This is a genomic window from Enterovirga sp. CN4-39 (assembly GCF_049446235.1).
In the GTDB taxonomy this organism is placed as follows: domain Bacteria; phylum Pseudomonadota; class Alphaproteobacteria; order Rhizobiales; family Beijerinckiaceae; genus Enterovirga.
In genome coordinates, this window is sequence record NZ_JBMSEF010000017.1 from 66,915 (window position 1) to 86,396 (window position 19,482).

General features: G+C 63.8%; 16 protein-coding genes. 3 read left to right on the plus strand and 13 right to left on the minus strand.

The annotated features are described in order from the left end of the window. Positions 1 to 92: 92 nt before the first annotated feature. Entirely contained in the window at positions 93 to 1,370 is a 1,278-nt protein-coding gene (locus tag ACO2SS_RS22485; protein WP_423280060.1) for a glycosyltransferase family 4 protein, read from the minus strand. Between the two features lie 1,246 nt (positions 1,371 to 2,616). Here ACO2SS_RS22485 and ACO2SS_RS22490 point away from each other — a divergent pair. Together ACO2SS_RS22490 and ACO2SS_RS22495 are read left to right on the plus strand one after the other, a co-directional pair. Continuing rightward, positions 2,617 to 3,870 carry a glycosyltransferase gene (locus tag ACO2SS_RS22490; protein ID WP_423280061.1) on the plus strand — a complete coding sequence of 418 codons (1,254 nt, stop codon included), beginning with the start codon at positions 2,617 to 2,619 and terminating at the stop codon, positions 3,868 to 3,870. A gap of 24 nt (positions 3,871 to 3,894) precedes the next feature. Further along, on the plus strand, positions 3,895 to 4,653 hold the full coding sequence (locus ACO2SS_RS22495; protein WP_423280062.1) for a class I SAM-dependent methyltransferase: 759 nt from the start codon (positions 3,895 to 3,897) through the stop codon (positions 4,651 to 4,653). A gap of 23 nt (positions 4,654 to 4,676) precedes the next feature. Here ACO2SS_RS22495 and ACO2SS_RS22500 read toward each other — a convergent pair whose 3' ends face one another. Then, positions 4,677 to 5,570: a hypothetical protein gene (locus tag ACO2SS_RS22500; RefSeq protein ID WP_423280063.1), complete on the minus strand. Its 894-nt coding sequence runs from the start codon at positions 5,568 to 5,570 to the stop codon at positions 4,677 to 4,679. A gap of 368 nt (positions 5,571 to 5,938) precedes the next feature. Beyond that, positions 5,939 to 6,979, minus strand: a complete 1,041-nt coding sequence (locus tag ACO2SS_RS22505) for a glycosyltransferase family 61 protein (RefSeq protein ID WP_423280064.1) — start codon at positions 6,977 to 6,979, stop codon at positions 5,939 to 5,941. 302 nt (positions 6,980 to 7,281) lie between these two features. On the opposite strand from ACO2SS_RS22505, the gene ACO2SS_RS22510 reads away from it, so the two are divergent. Continuing rightward, positions 7,282 to 8,556, plus strand: a complete 1,275-nt coding sequence (locus ACO2SS_RS22510) for a calcium-binding protein (RefSeq protein ID WP_423280065.1) — start codon at positions 7,282 to 7,284, stop codon at positions 8,554 to 8,556. A 1,616-nt stretch (positions 8,557 to 10,172) separates the two neighbouring features. Here ACO2SS_RS22510 and ACO2SS_RS22515 read toward each other — a convergent pair. From ACO2SS_RS22515 to ACO2SS_RS22560, 10 genes are all read right to left on the minus strand, one after another. Continuing rightward, positions 10,173 to 11,066: an SMP-30/gluconolactonase/LRE family protein gene (locus tag ACO2SS_RS22515; protein ID WP_423280066.1), complete on the minus strand. Its 894-nt coding sequence runs from the start codon at positions 11,064 to 11,066 to the stop codon at positions 10,173 to 10,175. After that, positions 11,063 to 11,278 (minus strand): tautomerase family protein, encoded by a 216-nt coding sequence (locus ACO2SS_RS22520; protein WP_423280067.1) that lies wholly within the window; start codon positions 11,276 to 11,278, stop codon positions 11,063 to 11,065. Before ACO2SS_RS22520 ends, ACO2SS_RS22515 begins: the two co-directional genes overlap by 4 nt. Positions 11,279 to 11,309: 31 nt before the next feature. Further along, positions 11,310 to 12,029 (minus strand): ABC transporter ATP-binding protein, encoded by a 720-nt coding sequence (locus tag ACO2SS_RS22525; RefSeq protein ID WP_423280068.1) that lies wholly within the window; start codon positions 12,027 to 12,029, stop codon positions 11,310 to 11,312. Then, on the minus strand, positions 12,026 to 12,766 hold the full coding sequence (locus ACO2SS_RS22530; protein ID WP_423280069.1) for an ABC transporter ATP-binding protein: 741 nt from the start codon (positions 12,764 to 12,766) through the stop codon (positions 12,026 to 12,028). Before ACO2SS_RS22530 ends, ACO2SS_RS22525 begins: the two co-directional genes overlap by 4 nt. Continuing rightward, complete coding sequence (locus tag ACO2SS_RS22535) at positions 12,759 to 13,739, minus strand: branched-chain amino acid ABC transporter permease (RefSeq protein WP_423280070.1); 981 nt, start codon at positions 13,737 to 13,739, stop codon at positions 12,759 to 12,761. The genes ACO2SS_RS22530 and ACO2SS_RS22535 overlap by 8 nt, the downstream gene beginning before the upstream one ends. Continuing rightward, positions 13,736 to 14,623 (minus strand): branched-chain amino acid ABC transporter permease, encoded by an 888-nt coding sequence (locus tag ACO2SS_RS22540; RefSeq protein ID WP_423280071.1) that lies wholly within the window; start codon positions 14,621 to 14,623, stop codon positions 13,736 to 13,738. The genes ACO2SS_RS22535 and ACO2SS_RS22540 overlap by 4 nt, the downstream gene beginning before the upstream one ends. 5 nt (positions 14,624 to 14,628) lie before the next feature. Continuing rightward, on the minus strand, positions 14,629 to 15,429 hold the full coding sequence (locus tag ACO2SS_RS22545; RefSeq protein ID WP_423280073.1) for an IclR family transcriptional regulator: 801 nt from the start codon (positions 15,427 to 15,429) through the stop codon (positions 14,629 to 14,631). A 6-nt stretch (positions 15,430 to 15,435) separates the two neighbouring features. Beyond that, positions 15,436 to 16,626 carry an ABC transporter substrate-binding protein gene (locus tag ACO2SS_RS22550; RefSeq protein WP_423280075.1) on the minus strand — a complete coding sequence of 397 codons (1,191 nt, stop codon included), beginning with the start codon at positions 16,624 to 16,626 and terminating at the stop codon, positions 15,436 to 15,438. A 611-nt stretch (positions 16,627 to 17,237) separates the two neighbouring features. Beyond that, positions 17,238 to 18,020 carry an enoyl-CoA hydratase/isomerase family protein gene (locus tag ACO2SS_RS22555; RefSeq protein WP_423280076.1) on the minus strand — a complete coding sequence of 261 codons (783 nt, stop codon included), beginning with the start codon at positions 18,018 to 18,020 and terminating at the stop codon, positions 17,238 to 17,240. Between the two features lie 78 nt (positions 18,021 to 18,098). Beyond that, complete coding sequence (locus tag ACO2SS_RS22560) at positions 18,099 to 19,466, minus strand: NAD(P)H-dependent oxidoreductase (RefSeq protein ID WP_423280078.1); 1,368 nt, start codon at positions 19,464 to 19,466, stop codon at positions 18,099 to 18,101. Positions 19,467 to 19,482 lie beyond the last annotated feature (16 nt).

Below are 19,482 nucleotides of genomic sequence, written 5' to 3' on the forward strand. Positions count from 1 at the left end.
CTGGCTATCGCATAGAATGCCTGAACCAGAAGGGGAATGATGAAGAGCATTCGTCAGAGGTTCGGCGCAGCCGCAACTTGTGTGATGGCGAGCTAGATTGTGCTTTCCGCGTTGTCCCGACCTCGGGTTGCGCGGCGCTGATGGATAGGTGGCCGGGTTCTTGTCGCCATCTTATCGTAAAGCTTGAGTTGCGCGGGCAGGCAGACCCGGCGCAGATCGTAGCGATCGAGGATGGTCTGGCGCGCCTGCCGTCGGAGTTCGCGAAGCGAGCTACGGTAGCGCACGGCATAGTCTAGCTGTCGGGCTAGTGCCTCGACGTCAAAGAAATCAACGAGCAGGCCATTGTGTCCATCTTCGATAACCTCTTCGACCGGTCCCGTCCTCGAGCCGATTATGACGCAACCGATCGCCATTGCCTCCAGCAACGACCACGAGAGTACAAAGGGGTAAGTCAGATATACGTGGGCCGAAGAGACTTGAAGCAGGTTGATGTACTGCCGGTAGGGCAGGGGGCCTGTGAAATGTATGCGGGAAAGATCGAGTTGCCCGCGCAACTCGGTCAGCATTTGATCGCGGTATGTGGCGTAACCCGTCGGCCGGCGTCCATAACTAACGCCGTCGCTGCCAACAATGACGGCCTGAGCGTCAGGGTTGCGCTGCTGCAAGCGAGCAAGCGCTCGCATGAAGACGTGGAACCCGCGATAAGGCTCGAGATTGCGGGCTGAGAAGGTGATGACTGGATCTCCGCTCGTGAGGCGGATTCCGGAGCCGAGGGCGATCTCGGAGTAGTCGACCGGCTGCGCTGCCTCCGCGTCGATCCCCTCGTGCAGGACCTGCAGGTCCCCCCCTTGCGACGGAGGAAAGAGGGATCGCTGCCATTCCGTAGGTGTTACGCCGACATCCGCTGCTTCAAGCGCAAGTTGGATCGGTGCGTTCATCCCACGAATTCGCCACGGATCTCGCGCAGTCGGTGGAAACTCTGGGTCGAAGGTGACGTCTGAGCTAGCGTAACGGTAATAATATTCGAAATAGCCCAGGAGCGGCGTACCTGGCCAAACGTCCTTGATAAACAAAGTCTCGCCCCAGCCGGTGTGACCGACGACCAGGTCGGGCACTAAGCCATTTTTCTTAAGCTCACTGCAGATCTCGGCGACTGCTTCTCCGTTCCGGACGGCCGCCTCAAATGTTCTCACGAAGGGATGGATGCCTGGCTCTGGCGGGGGCGATTTGTACTGCAGGCTCTTTATTCGGGGGTGAACCCGTCTCCCCCTTTGGGACACGGCAACAACCTCGTTCCCCCGGTCCGCGAGAATGGAGCTTGTATGTAGGAATTGACCGGGGAAGTTTTGATGGAGAAAAAGATATCTCACCGTCTATCGTCACACGTCACGGCCGCAATGGATCCGGCGCGAGAAGAGCAGGACCAAGTTCTACCGCACACGAGGCGAGATCCAGATCTTAATGGCGAGAAGCGGATCATTGGCAATTTCGGAACGGCAAAGCTCGCCGTCCCGAAAAATACCGCTCTCCCTGGCGCCGAGGAAAAAGCCTCCATACGAGACTTCGTAGATGTCCCGCGCCGGACCGGCGAGACGAAGTGCGAAGCCCAGAACAGGCCGTCCCTGGCGTCGAGTGCCGGAGTATGCACCGCCCTGAACCCACTTCCCTTCCTTCCCGCCCGACCCCAACGTTCTGTATTCGAGGTCGGATGGTTGCAGCACCTGCGAGGGGAGAAGCGCTAGGCCCTCGATCCACGCGCGCTGACTTGGATCGCCAATCCAGGATCCGGGTTCCACGGCGAGTCGCCTGTCTCCAGCCCTTTGGATGTGAAGCAGGGCACTTAACGGGACATCGTTCAGAGCGGCGGGCCGTCTGACCAGGAAGGGTGAAGTTCTCGCGGGCGCGGCCCCGTTGGGCTCCTTCCTGACCTGCGAGGGCACCGGAGCGGCCGGAAGAACCGCGTTCATTCTAGGCGCCGGCGCGTCGATGCGGAAAGCGTCGCTACCGACATTCTCCAAGCCTTCGTCCAGCTTCAGGATCTCGATCGGAGCAGGGGCTATGCCGTGGCCCTGCCGCTCGCCGAAGCTTGTGACCACAACAGTGCCGGTGCTTCCATCAACCCGAACCACGGCAGCCCCGCCTGTGTTCTCCAGCCAAGCCGCGCCTTCTCCGGGATGGGATAGCACTTCAACATGAGTTTGCCCCGGCGCCGGCGCGATCTGGCACGCTGGTAAGGGGATGCCTTGGACCTCGTATTTTGCGTCGGAGCTTGGTCCAACTCGGATCGCGTAGAGTCCTGGCGCAAGACGAACGAGGCGAGCCCGGCAGTCGTTCACGGGTGATATGTCGAACCGAGATAGCCGGCGTTCGTCTCTGTGGCCAACCGCGTCAAAACCCTGCTCAGCCGCTGAGGCAAGGTGCCGTAGATCCCGTGACATCAAAGCCGCTCGAAGTCGAATCTGGAGGGTCGTACCTTCCGTAAAGTGGTATGGTCTAGGACGCAATTAGCGATCGACGGTTGGCGCTACAGCCGGGAAGCGCTCACGCACAACCTTTCAAGTCCACTAGGCAGTGCCGTCGGGCCGGCATACATCGCGTTTCATGAGAGTTCTGATCATGGCTCACGGTCACCCGGAGCGGTTTCCGGGAGGCGGAGAGATCGCAGCCTACCGGCTATTCAGCGCGCTCAAGGGGGTCGAGGGCTGCACGACCATGTTCGCCGCGGCAGCGCCGGTCGACTTTGTGCGGCAGTCCGGAGAGGTCGAGTTTTTTGAAGGGCGGTCGGACGAAGTATCGATAAAGACTAAAATGAGTGATTATTTTTCACTCGATGCGAGGTCGGCCGTTCAGGCAAAGGCGATCTCGCTTGTGATCAAAGCATTTGATCCCGATATCGTTCATTTCCATCACTACATGCAGTTTGGTGCGGACGTATTTCGTAGGTGTCGCGAGGATGCGCCGCGCGCGAAGATTTTACTTACCTTGCACGAATTCATGGCGCTCTGTCATCACAATGGGCAGATGGTGACCCGTCCTGATTTCAGTCTTTGTACGAGGCCTGATCCTCACGCGTGCGCGAATTGTTTTCCGGAGCATAGTCCCCTGGCGTTCGCTGGGCGGGCGGGGTATCTGCTTGAAAGCCTCGCGCCGGTTCACCGCCTCATCGCTCCTAGCCGCTTCCTGATGGAACGCTATGTCAGTTGGGGCATCGAGCCGGGAAGGATCACCCAGGTCGACAACCTCCCCCCGGTGTTCGCGAGCGGACCGCCGCCTCCGAGGCGGCTCGCGACCGGTGAGGGGCGTCGCAAGTTCGGGTTCTTCGGCCAGGTTACACCCTACAAGGGCCTCCTTCGACTGCTGAAGGCACTCTTGAGTGCGCAGGAGAGCGAGACCCGTATACGATTTCCGGCGGAGGTCTCAATCCACGCGGCAAACTTGACGCTTAACACCCCGGAATTGCAGTCGGCCGTTGCTGCCGCGGTCGCTCGCGCTAACGGGCGGGCGCGCTTGCGGGGAAGCTATGGAGCAGACGAGTTGCCGGAGTTGATGGCGGATGTGGACTGGGTGATCGTTCCGTCGATCTGGTGGGAAAATTCGCCTCTGGTGATCGAGGAGGCGCTGGCGCTCGGTCGACCGGTGATCTGCAGCGGCATCGGCGGGATGGCGGAGAAGGTCAGGCCCGGGATCGACGGCCTGCACTTCCCTGTCGGGGATCACGTCGCCCTCGGTCGCCTCATCGCGGATCTCGCGATCGACGTTTCCGTCTGGGATCGAATCCGCGCCACGATGCGTCGCCCTCGGCCCGATCGACATTCCCTCCGGCCCCATCTCGATCTGTACAAGGAGGTCCTTCGTGAGCACAGGACTTAAGAGCAGGAACGTGGCTGACCGCTGATGTCAAATCCCTCTCAACGTGAACAGAAGGCGGCATCGGTGCCGAGGTTGCCGGGAATCAGTTATCGAACGCTACTCGATCTGATTCATCAGGCTCGATCACCTCAGTTGTACTTCGAGATTGGAATCGGCACCGGCGCGTCGCTGGCGTATTCCAGATGCAGCTCGATTGCCGTCGATCCAGACTTCCGCCTCAGAGCCGATGTGATCAGCAACAAGCCGGAGTGTCACCTGTATCGGCAAACCAGCGACGACTTCTTTCGGCTCTCCGAAAGCCGGGTGCTGTTCCCACGACCCATCGATCTCGCCTTTCTAGATGGGCTGCACTGGTTCGAGGTCCTGCTTCGAGATTTCATCAACACGGAGCGGTTCTGTGCACCGGACGGGTTGATCCTGCTGCACGACTGTCTTCCGTACTCGGTGGAGATCGCGGAGCGGATTCATCAGCCTGAGCAACGGTCCGACCAGTTGCGGCGGATGCACTGGGCGGGAGACGTCTGGAAGCTTATCCCAATTCTATCGACATATCGCCCGGATTTGCGAATGGTGTCGTTCGACTGTCCTCCGACCGGACTCGTTACCCTTCAGGGGCTGAACCCTCGGTCCACGATCCTGCGAGACGCCTACGATGACATCGTGCGCACCTTCCAGGAGCTCGAACTCGCCGAGTTCACCATTGAACGCTTGTTCGAGATCAGCAATGTTAGGCCTTCGCGGGGGATCAAGACGCCCGCCATGGTCGCGGAGCGCCTGGGCTGATCGGACGGGTTACTTGGGCTCGATCAACAGCCGGGTCGCCTCGTGACCAAGATGAGGGCGTTGTCGACATCGTTGACTGCGTGCGGAAGCTCCACGAGGACGGCTGCGTGTCCGCTATTGCGCACGAACGCGAGGTAGTCATCTGACTGCGCGAGGGGGATATCTTCGATGATGTAGACGCCATCATGTTCGAGTCGGCCGATCGAACTCTCGAATGTCAGCCGCGCTGCGTCGAGAGTATGCAGCCCGTCGTCGATGAAGATGTCGAAGGTGATGGGGCCGATAGCTCGCCAGAGGTCGTCGAATGACGATCGATCCGTCTGGTCCACAAAAAAGGTCCTTATTCTATCTTCGGTGAAGAGTATGCCTCGGTCGATGTCCGCGCCGTAGACCGTCGCGGATGGGAAATATTCTCTCCAGGCGCGTAACGATGCGCCTGGCACGCCATCTTTGCCCATGTTCGACGGAATCGATATATTGTTGGTACCAAGTCCGATCTCCATGAGGTTCGAAACCGGCTTGCGGTGGCGACGAAAGATCTCCGCGTAGAGACGCGCGTAGTTGTGCCAGCCGGCTCCTTTGTCGCTGCCATGGCGCATGAGGAGAAGCGAGAGATCGTCCAATGTCGAGCTACGTTCCACTTCGGCCTGGTACCGGCGGAGGGTGGAAGCGAAGAATACCTCTCCCATGTTGCAGAAGGTGGCGCGGATTTTTGTTAGGTCGATAATATGGGGTGCGATACGTTCTTCGAACAGACGGCGGCACCTGTGGCCGGCTGCAGCGCTCAGCATAAAGCGTCCAACTGAGGCGTCGACATGCCGGATGTGGTAGGCGTCGGTTGGGCGGAGGGCCGCCTCGAGTTCGCTTGCAGCCGCGGGTGCGAACCAGAAGCCGGGCCAGAGCTCTTCACCGCCCAACCGTTCCAGCCTCAGCCGAACTTTCCGAGCGACAGCTTCGTCTCTTTGGCTGAAGGAGGCTAGATACGGCGCGCCGGGGTATGCGCGATGGTGGTCGGTTCGTGTCTTTGCACGAGGAGAGACTGACCTCGCTGTATCGTGTTGGTGAAGTAGCCTCTCCGCGGAAGAGACAAGGCTGTGGACAGTCGAGGAAGTGACCGGTCCCTGAGGCGGTGCCATTCTCTCAATCTCCCTGCGCCAACTTGTGGACGCCTCGGTGTCCGGCGGAAAACCGACAGCCTGCTCAACTCGCATCTCCATCGCGCGATGGGAGGCTCTGGTCGCCAAGATCCATTGGGTTTGGCCGAAATCGACATCGAGCTCGGAACTCACCGAGTGAGAGAGAGCCACCTGTCCAGCCAGGAGACCTCCAGCCTGAAATTGCTGTGCACGGTAGGCGGCGCATCATACGCTCGGCCGAACACAGTAGAGAAGCGTGCACCCGTGATATTCGCGAGGTCCCAAAAAAAGAACTCGCCCGGGGCGTTCGGAGACAGGGAGAGGACGTCGACGGGGCTTCTTGCCCAGATAAGGTTTGTGAGGGCCGCCCCTGAGACACCCACGATGTACCGCGCTTCCGCGAAGGTGCGAACCTGTTCCCGAAAGGCCATCTGTTCCGGATGAACGATTTCAAATCCCTCATCGGCTAGCCGGGACGCGATTTCGTCCTCATTGAGCAGCCGCCGCTTAAGGTGGTCAGGACGCCGCACATACAGGCGGCGCTCCCCAGAGAGCGGGCCCGCGGCCGCCCTGGCGCGAGACACGAGATCCCTCACGCCGGCGGCATCATGTGTGTGGCTGTGGATCGAATTCGACGTCATGAACATCAAATCGTCGACGACGACCGCATCGTTCGAGAGCCAGACCACGTCCTCGCGTCCTATACCATAGAGCGCGAGCGTATCGAGTCTGAGATCCGACATGCTGATCGGGTGCGTAGGGACACCGAAGCGGAGATGCGCCTCCGGAGCCGCCTGCCTGAAGTCCCGGATGCGAGGGAGAAGCTCGACGAGCCAGTGGCCGAAGTTCATGTCACCCGGCTTCCTGAGCAGAGCCAACGTGCCTTCGATCCGCTTGTGCGGCTCTCGTGAACCGCCCGGGACAACATTTCTCAGGAGGGTTTCGGGTACAACCCGGCCCTCGGCCGTTACGACGGCGCCGGTGTCGTACACCACGGCGTCACGAAGCCGGTGGACTTTCGAGTCTGGCAGGGAAGACCGGCCGCTGCTCCAGACTGACGTGTTTCGCTGGCCTCCGCTCACGTCAGCGACGTCGATGTTGTGGAAGAAGGGCGTGCGTCGCTCGTACTGTTCACGAACGATCACGTGCTCGGCGCTCAAACCATTCAACCCGGTCTCCTTAGCGACCATTCAGACATCTTTCCTGGCCTTGTTGCGCTCTGCGCGTCATCTAGTCAGCGCCATCCTCGTGAGCAATCGGACCGTGCCGACCCTTCGACAGTCCGGGGGGAGGGGGGATCGTCCGCGAGCCGGGCCCCTCGCAGGGCAGATCCTGGAGACAGCGCCCTTCAACCCACTCGTTTGGACTATTGCAGCCATTGCGCTGCGCGGGAGCACGCCGTGGTTACAACATGAAACAACTTCGCGCATGACACCGTCCGGTCGGGCGGCGTAAGGATTTCAGCAACCTTACTCAATCGTAGCAGGCGGTCATGGCCACAATCCCCGGCGGCACGCAGATTCCCGGAACGGCAGGTCCGGATGATGTCACGTTCACGGGGCCGGGTCAGAACTACTATGAGGCCGGAGCGGGCAATGATACCGTCCGGGGTGGAAATGACGGGAACTATTTCAACCTTGGCGAGGGCGATGACTTCGCAATCGGGGGAACGGGTTCCGACACCATTATCGCCGGTACTGGCGATGACTATGCGGAGCTTGGGGCGGGAGACGACCTCTTCGTCGGCGTGGAGGGCAACAACTATGTTGCCGCCGGTGAGGGTAACGACAGTGTTTTCGGCGGCAGCGGCCAGGACACCGTGTTTGCCGGTGAGGGCGATGACTACGTTGACGCTGGTGCCGGAAACGACTTCATCAACACCGGCGAGGGGCGCAACTACGTATACACGGCGTCCGGCAACAATACCGTAATGGGTGGGTCCGGTAATGACACCGTCATCAGCGGCGACGGCAACAACTATATCGAGACCGGCGATGGCAGCAATCTGGTCGGGCTCGGGACAGGCAGCAACTACGTGGCTGCAGGCGCGGGTGCGGATTCAGTGTTCGGCGGATCCGGCAATGATACGATTTTTGCCGGCGCCGGGAATGACTATATCGACGGGGGATCCGGTTCGAACTTCATCAATGCTGGCGAAGGCGACGACTACGTCGCTGGAGGTGCGAGTGCGGATACGATCATCGGCGGCGCCGGCAATGACACTGTGTTCAGCGGCGACGGCAACGACTATGTCGAGGGTGGTGCAGGTATCAATTACCTGAACCTCGGAGGGGGCGACGACTACGCTGCCGGCGGAGAAGAGGCCGACTCGGTAATCGGGGGCTCTGGTAACGACACAATCTTCGGGTATGGCGGCGACGACTACGTCGAGGGTGGCGACGGTAACGACTTCATCAACGGCGGCGCGGGTAACGACTACCTGTTCGGCGGGATCGGCAACGATACGATCTACAGCGGGACCGGTGCGGACACTCTGATCGGCGGCGGGGGAGATGATCTGTTCGTACTTGATCAAGGTGCACAGCTACTCGCCTACACCGGCGACAACGCTGGCAATGACACGGTAGTTGGGTTTGATCAGGCCGGGGGCGATCGGATTTCCTTTGCAGGCGCGGACAGCGCGGCAATCGAAAATGTTGTGTCGACCGCTCAGGTTTCGGGTGGTTCGACCACTATCACGATGCCGGACGGCACGACTATCACGCTTCTCGGCGTGACCAACCTGAACAGCGGCTTCTTCAGTTAGGGCTTACACCCATGGGGCTGGCTGGGCGGTGTTCCCTGGCCGGTCCCCAGCGTGTGGCCCAGGCTGAACGTTACTGCATTGTCGGCCTCGTCTGACCCCGTTTGTGGTCCAGAGTCTATGCAAGTCGCCGGGCTTCGGTAGCTTGGTTGGATACGCGCTCGGGGTCGAACCGCCGAGTGCGGGCGGGGTCAGTCTTCGCTGTAGTTTGTCCTCCATTCCTCGATCCGGTCGCGGGGATCTCCATCGACAGGAACCATGGCGCGTTGCGGCATGCCATACGCAGGCGGCCCTCGAACGCCTCGGTGTCGGCATTTTTGTCTGTTTTGTAGCTGGGAGAAGGTTGATCTCGACGCGGTTGAGATACGCCCCTCGCTGAAGCATTGCTGCCAGCGAAGTCGGGCCCGTTGTCCACTCCAAGGCTCTTCGGCCTGCTCCGCTCTCCGGCGAGCCGGTCGAGCACTTCGGTGACTTGGTACGCCCGGAAGTCCCCTCTCTGGACTATCGCGAGCGACACTCGCGTGTAGCAGTCCAAGACGGGCGGGGTCGGGCGTCGAACCCTCCCGCGGCATCACCCGGCCCAGCGACAGGTCGACGACCAGGCGCCTCAACTCCGCGTTTCCGTCTTCGAACTGGTTTAGCCCCGGGCACGCCCGGCCCGACGTTGCTTGTTCTATCGGTCAAAGCTGGGCTCGGAGACACCCATCTTGCGGCAGATCTACTCGACCGCCGTCTGAGTTTCCGCTCCGCAAGGCGAAGGCGATCTGCTCGTTCGCGAACCGCTTGCGTGGCATGGCATCCACCCTCCTTCACGAATCGGGATGCCCGAAAAGCTTGCGATCAAACGGACCGATTCCGGGGTCCGGACGACGACTTTGTGCGATGTGCATGGTGAGGGTAGTTCCGTACCGGAGGGCGGAATCACGGGATCGAGACTGTCACTCGCTTCGTCGCCGGTCGTGTCGTCGAGAGCGCCCGCCGTTATCTGCCGAGCGCGCATCGCTTCGTCGACGTGCCGGTCCACGACGAACACTGGAATGTACGCCCGAACGTCGGGCACCTGAGGCTCGCTGAGACAGGGCATCTAAACGACCCCAGCTCGTTGCAGTGCCCGCGCGGGCGAAGGGCCTGGGAACGGCCGATCCACCGTAAGGTCTTGGCGAATCGCTGGCCAAAGCACCGCCTTCAACGCTGAGACTGGCCCTTTCGAGCGGATAGACATTCCCGTAGGCATCACGATGCCCGCGCTGTCACCCGGTTGTCCCTCGTATGGGCAGGCCGAGCTCGTTCCGGGTCGTCCCGATTCTCTTTCGAGGAAGTCCCGAAGCAAGGCGCAGCAGCGCCGGGGCCGAGGAGCCAGCCTGCGATGATGTTATCGATCGATGGGCCGCGGACGCGACCTGTATCACGCAGGCGCAGCCGCCGAGTAGAAGGAGCAAGGGTGCAACGGGCACGAACGCCCAATTCCGTCGACGAGAGATGCCGCGGATGAGCGACGGCGAGTGGTCGCCATGTGGCGCGTTTGAGGTCGCATTCAGAGGGGCCCGCCCCTGCGGGCCCGATACAGGCTTGATCCCTCCCACGGGTGGCCGGAACAACCGCCGGCGAGAGGAACCCGCTCAGGTCGGAAACGGGGAAGTGCCGGGCACCTTGATTCGCACTCGATAGAGCGAGGTCGAGGCGGTGATGAAGAGGCTTCGGAGGTCGTCGTCTCCGAAGGCGAAATTCGCCGCGACCTCGGGCGTGTGGATGACGCCGAGGCATTCGCCCGATTCGTGGAAGACGTGGACGCCACCCGGGCCGCAGCAATAGAGGTTGCCCTCGCTGTCGATCTTCATGCCGTCGGGCGCGCCGTCACCCTCTCCGGTCGTTTCCGCGAAGACATGGCCGTTCCCGAGCGTGCCGTCTGGCCCTACGTCGAAGCGCCGGATATGCATCCGCTCGGTGTCGTTGACGTACAGGCTGCGCTCGTCGGCGGAGAAGCACAGCCCGTTCGGTTGGCCGAAATCCTTCGCCAGTAGAAGCGGCGCGCCGCCTTCCGGGGCGAGCCGGTAGACGCCCTGGAACCCGAGCTGGACGGGGCGCTCGATGCCATAGAAGTCCATCCGCCCGTAGACGGGATCGGAGAAGTAGATCGCCCCATCGCTCTTCACCACGATGTCGTTCGGGCTGTTCAGCTCCTTCCCTTCGTGGTGGCTGGCGAGCGTCGTGAGCGCTCCGTCCGCCTCCGTGCGGGTGACCGTGCTGGTTGCATGCTGGCAGGCCAGGAGCCGGCCCTGGCGGTCCCAGGTGAGCCCGTTCGACTTTCCGCTCGGCGACCGGAAGGTCTCGACCCCGCCAGCCGCCGTCCAGCGCCGGATGATGTCCCCCGGCATGTCGCTGAAGAGAAGCGAGCGCTCGCCCGGATGCCAGAGCGGCCCCTCCGTGAAGAGGAAGCCGGTCGCAACTCGCTCCAGCTCGACCGATGTCCCGACGACGTTTCCGAATGCAGGATGGCGGACCGAGACGTTCATCGGGCGCTGCGCTCCGCGGCCTTCTTCTTGAGCTCGCTCACCCGCTCCGAGCCGACATACCAGTCCTCGGCCTCGACATCCTCGAACACGACCCAGATCGCCTCCTTGGGCAGGGACGCTACCTCGCTGATGGCCTCTGTCACGCGCCGGGATATCTCGTCCTTGCGCTCCTGCGGGTGGCCCTTGAGGATCTTCACGCTCACGAACGGCATCTCTGGCTTCTCCCTCGTACGATGATGTGATTCAGGTGCCGGCCGACAGGGCCAGCAACTCGTCGCGGAGCTTGGGATCGTCCCGCAGCGCGCTCGATGGGCCGGAGAAGCGGCACGCCCCCTTCTGCAGCACATAGACCCTGTCGGCGAGCGCCAGCGAGAAGTGCAGGCCCTGTTCTGCGAGCAGGATGGTTAGGCCCTGGCGCTTCAGCTCGGCCACCTGCTCGAGGAGCGCCTCCACGACGAGCGGCGCCAGGCCTTCGGACGGCTCGTCGAGCAGGAGCAGTTCGGGGTTGCCCATCAACGTGCGGCCGATCGTCAGCATCTGCTGCTCGCCGCCCGAGAGATGTCCGGCCCTGCGGCCAGACAACTCGCGCAGCTTCGGAAAGAGCCGGAACACCGCCTCCACCGTCCAGCTCCCCGGCCGGGCGGCGGCGCGCCCGCCGACATCGAGGTTCTCGAGCACGGAGAGATCCGCAAACACGCGCCGGTCTTCCGGCACGAAGCCGATGCCGGCGCGCGCGATCTCGAAAGGGCGACGGCGGGTGATGTCCGCGCCCTTCCAGAGGACCTGCCCCGAAGAGGGGGGCGTCAGGCCCATGATGGACCGCATGGTGGTGGTCTTGCCGACGCCGTTGCGGCCGAGCAGGCAGACGCAGGATCCCTGCTCGACGACCAGGGAGACGCCGAACAGCGCGCGCGAGCGACCGTAGGCGGTGTGGATGTCGCGAACCTCGAGCAGGGGGCTCACGGCGCGTGCTCCCCGAGATAGATCCGCTTCACCTCCGGATCGGTCCGCACCTCGTCGGGCCGGCCGACGGCGATCATGCGACCCTGGTGCAGCACCGCGATCTTGTGCGCGATCGCGAAGACGACCTCCATGTCGTGCTCGGTGAACAGCAGCGTCAGCTCGCGCTCGGACGCGATGCGCTCGAGAAGGGCGATCGTCTCGCCCGTCTCGACGGCCGACATGCCGGCGGTGGGCTCGTCGAGGAGCAGGAGCTTCGGGGAGGCTGCGAGCGCGATGCCGAGCTCGAGCTGTTTCTGGTTGCCGTAGGACAGCGTCCCGCTCGTGGCGTCCGCCTGACGCAGGAGACCCAGCGAGGCGAGCAGGGCTTCGGTTTCCGCCCGAAAGATGTCGCGCGAGGAAGCCCACAGATTGGAGGCGGCTCCCTTATGCGCGATCAACGCGGCCTGCACGTTCTCGAACACCGTCAGCTTCGGGAAGATGTTGGCGCGCTGGAATGACCGGCCCATGCCGAGCCGGCAGATCACATGCGGGGCCGCGCCCGTGATGTCGCGGCCCTCCAGGCGCACCGTGCCGGAATCCGGCCGGACATGTCCGGAGATCAGGTTGAACAAAGTGGATTTGCCGGCCCCGTTCGGGCCGATCACGGCCGCGATCTCCCCCCGGGCCACGGACAGGCTCACGTCCGCCGTCGCGACGAAGCCGCCGAATGCCTTGCGGAGCCCCGAAACCTCAAGCATCGCGGCCTCGCCGCCGGAGCGTGCCCATGAACTCTGCCGCGGTGCCGACGATCCCGGCCGGGAAGGCGTAGAGCAGGACAATGAGGAGCACACCGAGCACGAGCGGCCAGTACTCGGTATAGGAGGTGATCTGTTGGTTCAGGGCGACGAGCGTGAACGCTCCGACGAGCGGGCCCCAGAACTGGCCCATGCCGCCGAGGATGACCATGATCAGGACCTCGGCCGACTTCGCCCAGTAGCCGAAATCCGGGAAGACGCCGCGATTGAAGATGCCGAACAGGGCGCCCGCCAGCCCCGCGAAGAGGCCGGCGATGACGAAGGCGGCAAGCTCGAAGCGCCGCACGTCGATGCCGACGAACTCGGCCCGCTCCGGGTTCTCCCGGATCGTGGTCAGGATGCGGCCGAACGGCGAGCGAGTGATCCTGCGCAGCGCGTAGAGGCACAGGCCGACGACGACGAGCACGATATAGAAGTAGAGCTCCCCCGCCCGCATGCTGCTCAAGCCCGGCAGCGCGCCCATCCAGGCGAGATCCGGGTAGGGAACGTTGGAGAAGCCCTGCTCGCCGCCGGTGACGTCGTTCCACTTGAAGCAGATGGCCCAGACGATCTGCGCGAAGGCGAGCGTCAGCATCGCGAAGTAGATCTTCGTCAGCCGAACGCAGAAGAAGCCGAAGACCAGCGCCGCAAGGGCCGAGGCGATCCCGGCCAGCGGCAGGGCCAGCGGGAACGGCACGCCGAAGGTCTTCATGGCGATGGCGCAGACATACGCGCCGACCGCGAAATAGGCCGCGTGGCCGAACGAGACGAGGCCCGTCGTGCCCAGCAGCAGGTTCAAGCTCGTCGCGAACAGCCCGAGGATCAGCACGTCGGTTGCGACGGAGGTGTAGAAGCGGGTGCCGACGATCGGGACCAGGAGCGCGGCCGCGAAGGCGATCGCCGCCCACGGCACGGATCGGGTGGTGAAGCGGCTCATCGCGAGAGCGGCTTTCCGAACAGGCCCCACGGCCGGACCATGAGGATGATGGCCATCAGGGCGAAGACCGAGAAAGCGGAGAAGCGCGGGAAGACCAGGATCCCGAAGGACAGGAATTGCCCGTAGATGAGCGCCCCGACGAAGGTACCCCAAAGGGACCCGAGTCCGCCGATCACGATGACGATGAAGGCCTCGACGATGATCTCGACGTCCATGCCGGGATTGACCGTCTTGATCGGCGTGACGAGCGCACCCGCGAGGCCGGCCAGGAAGGAGCCCAGCGCGAACATCGCCGTGTAGAGGCGGCCGACATCCGCGCCGAGGGCGCCCAGCATCTCGCGGTCCAGGGCAGCCGCGCGGATCATGCGCCCGATATGCGTCCGGTGAAGGATGAGCCACAGCCCGAGCGCTACGAGCGGCCCGAAGGCCATGATGAAGATGTTGTAGTGCGGGACGACCGTCCCGAAGACGGTACTCGAGCCGGCGAGGAGGGGAGGGCGCGAGACGGAGAGCTGCTGTGTCCCCCAGACGATCTTCGCGACATCGGCCAGCACGAGGACGAGCGCGTAGGTGAAGAGCAGCTGGTACAGTTCCTCGCGGCCGTAGAGCGGGCGGAGCAGCAGGCGTTCAATCACCGCCCCGAGCAGCGCGACGGCGGTTGCAGCGCCAAGGACCGCGATCCAGAACGAGCCCGTCCGGGCGTCCAGCACATGGACGATCTGCCAGGCGAGATACGCCCCGATCATATAGAACGAGCCGTGCGCGAAGTTCAGGATGCGCAGCACGCCGAAGATCAGCGCGAGGCCGGACGCGATCAGGAACAGGAACATGGCGATGCTGACACCGCCGACGAACTGCCCGAAGAGGAAGGAGGGCTCGAGCATGGCGATCAGCCCCCGCCGGACAGCGAAATCCCGCGCGAGATCTGCGCGGAGGCGTCCGAGAGCATGCCGACCCAGTTCGCCACCTTTTCCGAGCGGAAGCGCGCCTTCGGCATCGCGAGGCTGAGGGCCGCAACGACTCGCCGGGCTCTGTCCCGCACGGGCACGCCGACGCAGCAGACGTCGTCGCAGAGTTCTTCTTCGTCGACTGCGTAGCCGGCCTCGCGCACGCGCACGAGTTCGGCTGTGAGCTCGGCCGGGTCGGTGATGTTGCGGGGCGTCAGTGCGGGCAGGGGCCCGAGGGAGAAGAAGCGGTCGAGATCGGGCGGCGGCAATGCCGCCAGGAGGACCTTGCCGGTCGCCGTGCAATGGGCCGGGTCGCGACGCCCGGTCCCGCGCGTCACCGTCACGGCCTGACGACCGGCCGCCGTGCAGATCTCGACGACGTCGCGTTCCCGAAGGATCGCGAGATGGACCGTCTCGCCGGCCCGGTCGCGCAGCTCCTCGAGGCGGGGGCGCGCGGCCCCAACCAGATCGAGGCTGCCGGAATACGCGGAGCCGAGTTCGAGCAGGCGGGAACCGAGCGAATAGGCCCGCGTCGAGCGGTCCTGCTCGACATAGGAGCGCCGGGCGAGCGTTTGCATGAGGCGGTGCGCCGTAGAGATATTGAAGCCAGTCATGGAGGCGAGTTCGGAGATCGAGACCGGCCGGCCAGCGGCGGCAAGATGCTCGAGCAGGTCGAGCACCTTGCCGACGGTCTTGACGGCCGAGCCTTCGGGCGCACGTGCGCCTTCAGGGGATTCTGTCACGCGGCTTCAGTCGAGGAAGGGCGTCGGATCGACGTAGGTCGGCTTCTCCATCACGGCGAAGGAGTAGCGCGGGTCCTTAACCATCTTCCCCCAGAACTGGCCGCGATTGGCCGAGTGGTTCTTCGGGTTGATGGTCTGCTTGCCGATCGGTGTGTCGACCGTGATGCCGGGCAGGGCCTTGGCGACATCGTCCGGCTTGGTGCTGTTCGCTTTCCGGATGCCCTCCGCCAGGACCTGTATGGCGACGTAGCCTACCGTCGGCCACGACGAGGGATGCTCCTGTCCCGTGTATTTCCGCAGCCGGTCGATGAAGTCCTTATGCGCGGCCGGGCCATCCTCCCAGTTGAACACGTCGTAGGAGTTGCCCCAGATACCCAACGGGTAGTCATCACCGATCGCCTTGGCCGATTCGATTGAGCCCGCTTCACCGCCCGCGATGAAGTTGTTGCTGATGCGCTCGAAATAGCCGAGCGGCTTTGCCTGTTTCAGGAACGTCACGAAGTGGCCGCCCCACAGCGAGCTGAAGACGGCCTCGGGCCTCTTCGCCATTTGCGCATTGATGAAGGGGGTGTAATCGGCCTCGCCCAGCTTCGGCCATTGCTGGTCGATGATCTCCATATCCGGCTTGATCTTCTTGAGGTGTGCGACGAAGGCCGCCGTGACCTCCTGGCCGTAGGCGTAGTCCGGGCTGATCGTGGCGATCCGCTTGACCGGCAGCTTCGCGATCAGCTCCGCGGCGGAGCGGCCCTCGATCGTGGTCGTGGTCGCGGTCCGGAACAGGTAGGGGTGGAGGTTCTGGGGTGAGGTCAGCGCTTCCGGCTTGGAGACGGGAGCGATGAAGACGACCTTGTTCTCCTTGGCGATCGGCGAGACGGCCGGCCCCTCGGCAGCCGTGAAGGTGCCGACGATGAATTCGACCTCGTCCTTGAGGATCATCTCGCGCGCGACGCGAACTGCCTCGTCGGCGTTGCCCTTGCTGTCCTTGAAGACCAGCTGCAGCTTGCGGCCGAGCAGGCCGCCCTTTGCGTTCGTCTCGTCGACGAACATCTGCGCACCTTTGAGGGTGGGTTCCCCGAACAGCGCACCCGGACCGGACAGGATCATGGGCATCCCGATCTTGATCGGGTCAGCCGCCTGCACTGTTCCGGCAGACAGCACAGTAACGGCCGCAGCGGCCGCGAATATACGCGCCTTCATGTTCTCCCTCCCTGATTTCACATTGTGAAATCTTATGTTGTTACTTGAAAACCTTGCATGATCGGGGTTCCGTTTCAATACCTCTCTCATCGGCGCGGAGGCGGTGCTCCTTCCCGCCGGACGAGGCGCATGACCGGTTGTCCCGCGGCAACTCAAATCGCGCGCAGGCGTCAGGTCCGAGATCCGGACTGGTGGATCGAGATTGTGCGGGCGGGAGGGAGCATCGCAGTCTCGGGGCGCAGCACATGTGCGGTCCCGCCACGGGCCGATCTGGCGGTCCGATCTCGTAGGCTGCCCATCGAGCAGAACATGGTCTCTCCGCCAGGAAGGCGAGCCATCCCCGTGTGCTGGATCACGCCCAGCTTGGAACGGCCGCCACGGGGGAGGAGGCGGCCGGTTCTGGAGGAGCTTAGGCTAAGAGGCTGTCGCCGGCTGGACTCTGCCGACTGCGGACTTACGCCGGTGGCGCGGTGCCTTGTCGAAGGTGACCTCCGGCCTTCGGCGAAGCCGCATTCCGGAGCCGTCGCATAAGCGAAGGCGTCCTTGCAGCTACTACCCTGAGCCGCCCCTGCGCCCGCTGCTCTCTCCTCGCTCCGCGCACGGCACGTTGCTCAGCCGCGAGGAGCGGGCTTCTGCTTCCGGACGAAGCGGCGATAGCCCTCCTGGTATTCGTCGGTATCTGCAAAGGCGTAGACGGAGTGCCTTTCCGCCGCGCTGACGGGCGACGAGTCACGCACCAGGCGTCGTAGCTGCTGCTTGTGCGACCGGGCCGCCCAGCGGCCGCTCTCGCAGATGCTCTTCACGCACCGGGCGACATCGTCCTCCAACTCCACGGATCGGGAGACGCGAGTCACGAGGCGCCGGTCGAACGCGTCCGCGGCGGACAGGATCCTGCCCTCGATCAGCAACTCGGCACTGGTCGCCCAGCCGACCAACGCGAAGAGCGATTGCGTCTCGGCGAAGGCAAGCGGAAAGCCGAGTTTCCCGACGGGCGCCCCGAAGCGGGCGCTGTCGTCGGCGAGCCTGAGATCGCACGCACAGGCGATCTCGAGTCCGCCGCCCATGCAGACGCCCCGGATTTGGGCGACGACAGGGACGTCGCAATCGAAGATCGCCATGAGGGCGGGCCCAACGATCTCCTCATGAAAGCGCGTGACCTGCTCGCGGTTGGACCGGGTCGCAGCGAATTCCGAGATGTCGGCGCCGGCCGAGAAGGCCTTCTCGCCCGCGCCGCGGATCACGATGCAGCGCAGCTCGGCGCGCCTCGACAATTCCTCGAATTGCGCCCGCAGGCTCCGCCACATCACGACGTCGAGGGCATTGAGCTTCCGATCGTTCTCGATCGTAACGAACGCGACCTCGCCCTGTACGTCAGAAAGAATCCTGCCGACCATCAACCTTTTCTCGCGAACGACTGCAGCCGGGTCGCATGTGACGGCCCGGCCGGTCGATCCTCGACGATGGGAGCCCGCCTAGGCTGCGTTATTCGCGGTGGTCGGGCTGAAGGCCGCCTCCATCTCGCGCCTGAACCGCACGGCGGAGTCGGACGCGTCGACGGTCACGTCCGACCAGCGGACCACCGCGCCTTCCTCCACGTCGCGGACGAGGGTGACGTTGTGCGCGAGGCCTAGCGGAAGGTAGCCCTCGCGCAGGGAGACGTCCGCAGGGGCCTGCCTGCCCCAGACGCAGAAACCGCCCTCGCCATCGAGCACCTCGCCCTTGCGCAGGCCGCGCTTGGCCGTGGCCACCACATCCGCGCTGAAGCAGGTCGGCGCGCCCGTCGGCTGGCCCATCAAGGCCGCCCAGGCGACCGAGATGCCGAGCTCGAGCCCGCTGAAATGAATCGGGCGATACAGCGCTGCGTAGCGGCCGCTCGAATCCGGAAGCATGTGATACTCCCGGAAGCAGTCTCGCGTGTAGGAGCTGTCCTCCGCAGCCTCCACCACGACGAAGGTGCCGTGGGCGAGGTTGTAGGAGACCGACGAGCCGTCGCGGGAGAGCGACGATACGCATTCGGTCACGCCAGCCGTCTCGAGCGTGCCGCCGGCGCTCCGCGGACGCAGCACCTCGGCGAGTTCGAACCGGCTCGAAGGAGGGAATGCGAGGCCCCCCGACTGCGAACGGAGCCCGGTCGCATTGGCGATCGCCGTCATCTCGATCGCGGACTTCGTGCCATCCACGAAGCTGTTGAACATCTTCGGGTTGATCGACGACCTGTCTTTCACGTCGATCAATCCGGGAAGGTTGTCGAAGACCGTCTCGGGCGTCGACTGGTGGAAACGCGGCAGGTAGCGGGTGCCCTTTCCGGCCGCGACCACCTGGAAGCCGCACGCCCGCGCCCAATCGACGTGCTCGCACACGATCGCCGGCTGGTCGCCATAGGCGAGCGAATAGACGACGCCCGCCTGCTTGGCGCGACGCGCGAGAAGCGGTCCGGCGACGACGTCTGCCTCGACATTGACCATCACGATGTGCTTGCCGGCCGCGATGCAGTCGAGCGCCAGCCGTATGCCCGTCCGCGGGTCGCCGGTCGCCTCGATGACGACCTCGATCCCGTCCGCGCCCACCACGTCGTCCGCGCTGTCCGTCAGAAAGGTGCGGCCCGTCCGGAGCGCCTCGTCGAAGGAGCGCGCACCGTATTGCTCCGCGGGCCAGTTGCCGGATTGCAGTTGCGAGGCGGCGCGCGCGACGTTCAGGTCGGCGACCGCGACGATGTGCATGCCGGGCGTCGTCCTGGCCTGAGCCAGGAACATCGTGCCGTACTTGCCGGCCCCGATCAGGCCGACGGTCACGGGCATTCCGGCCTCCTGTCGCGCCCGCAGCAGATGGGAGAGGTTCATCGATCGCGTTCCCGTA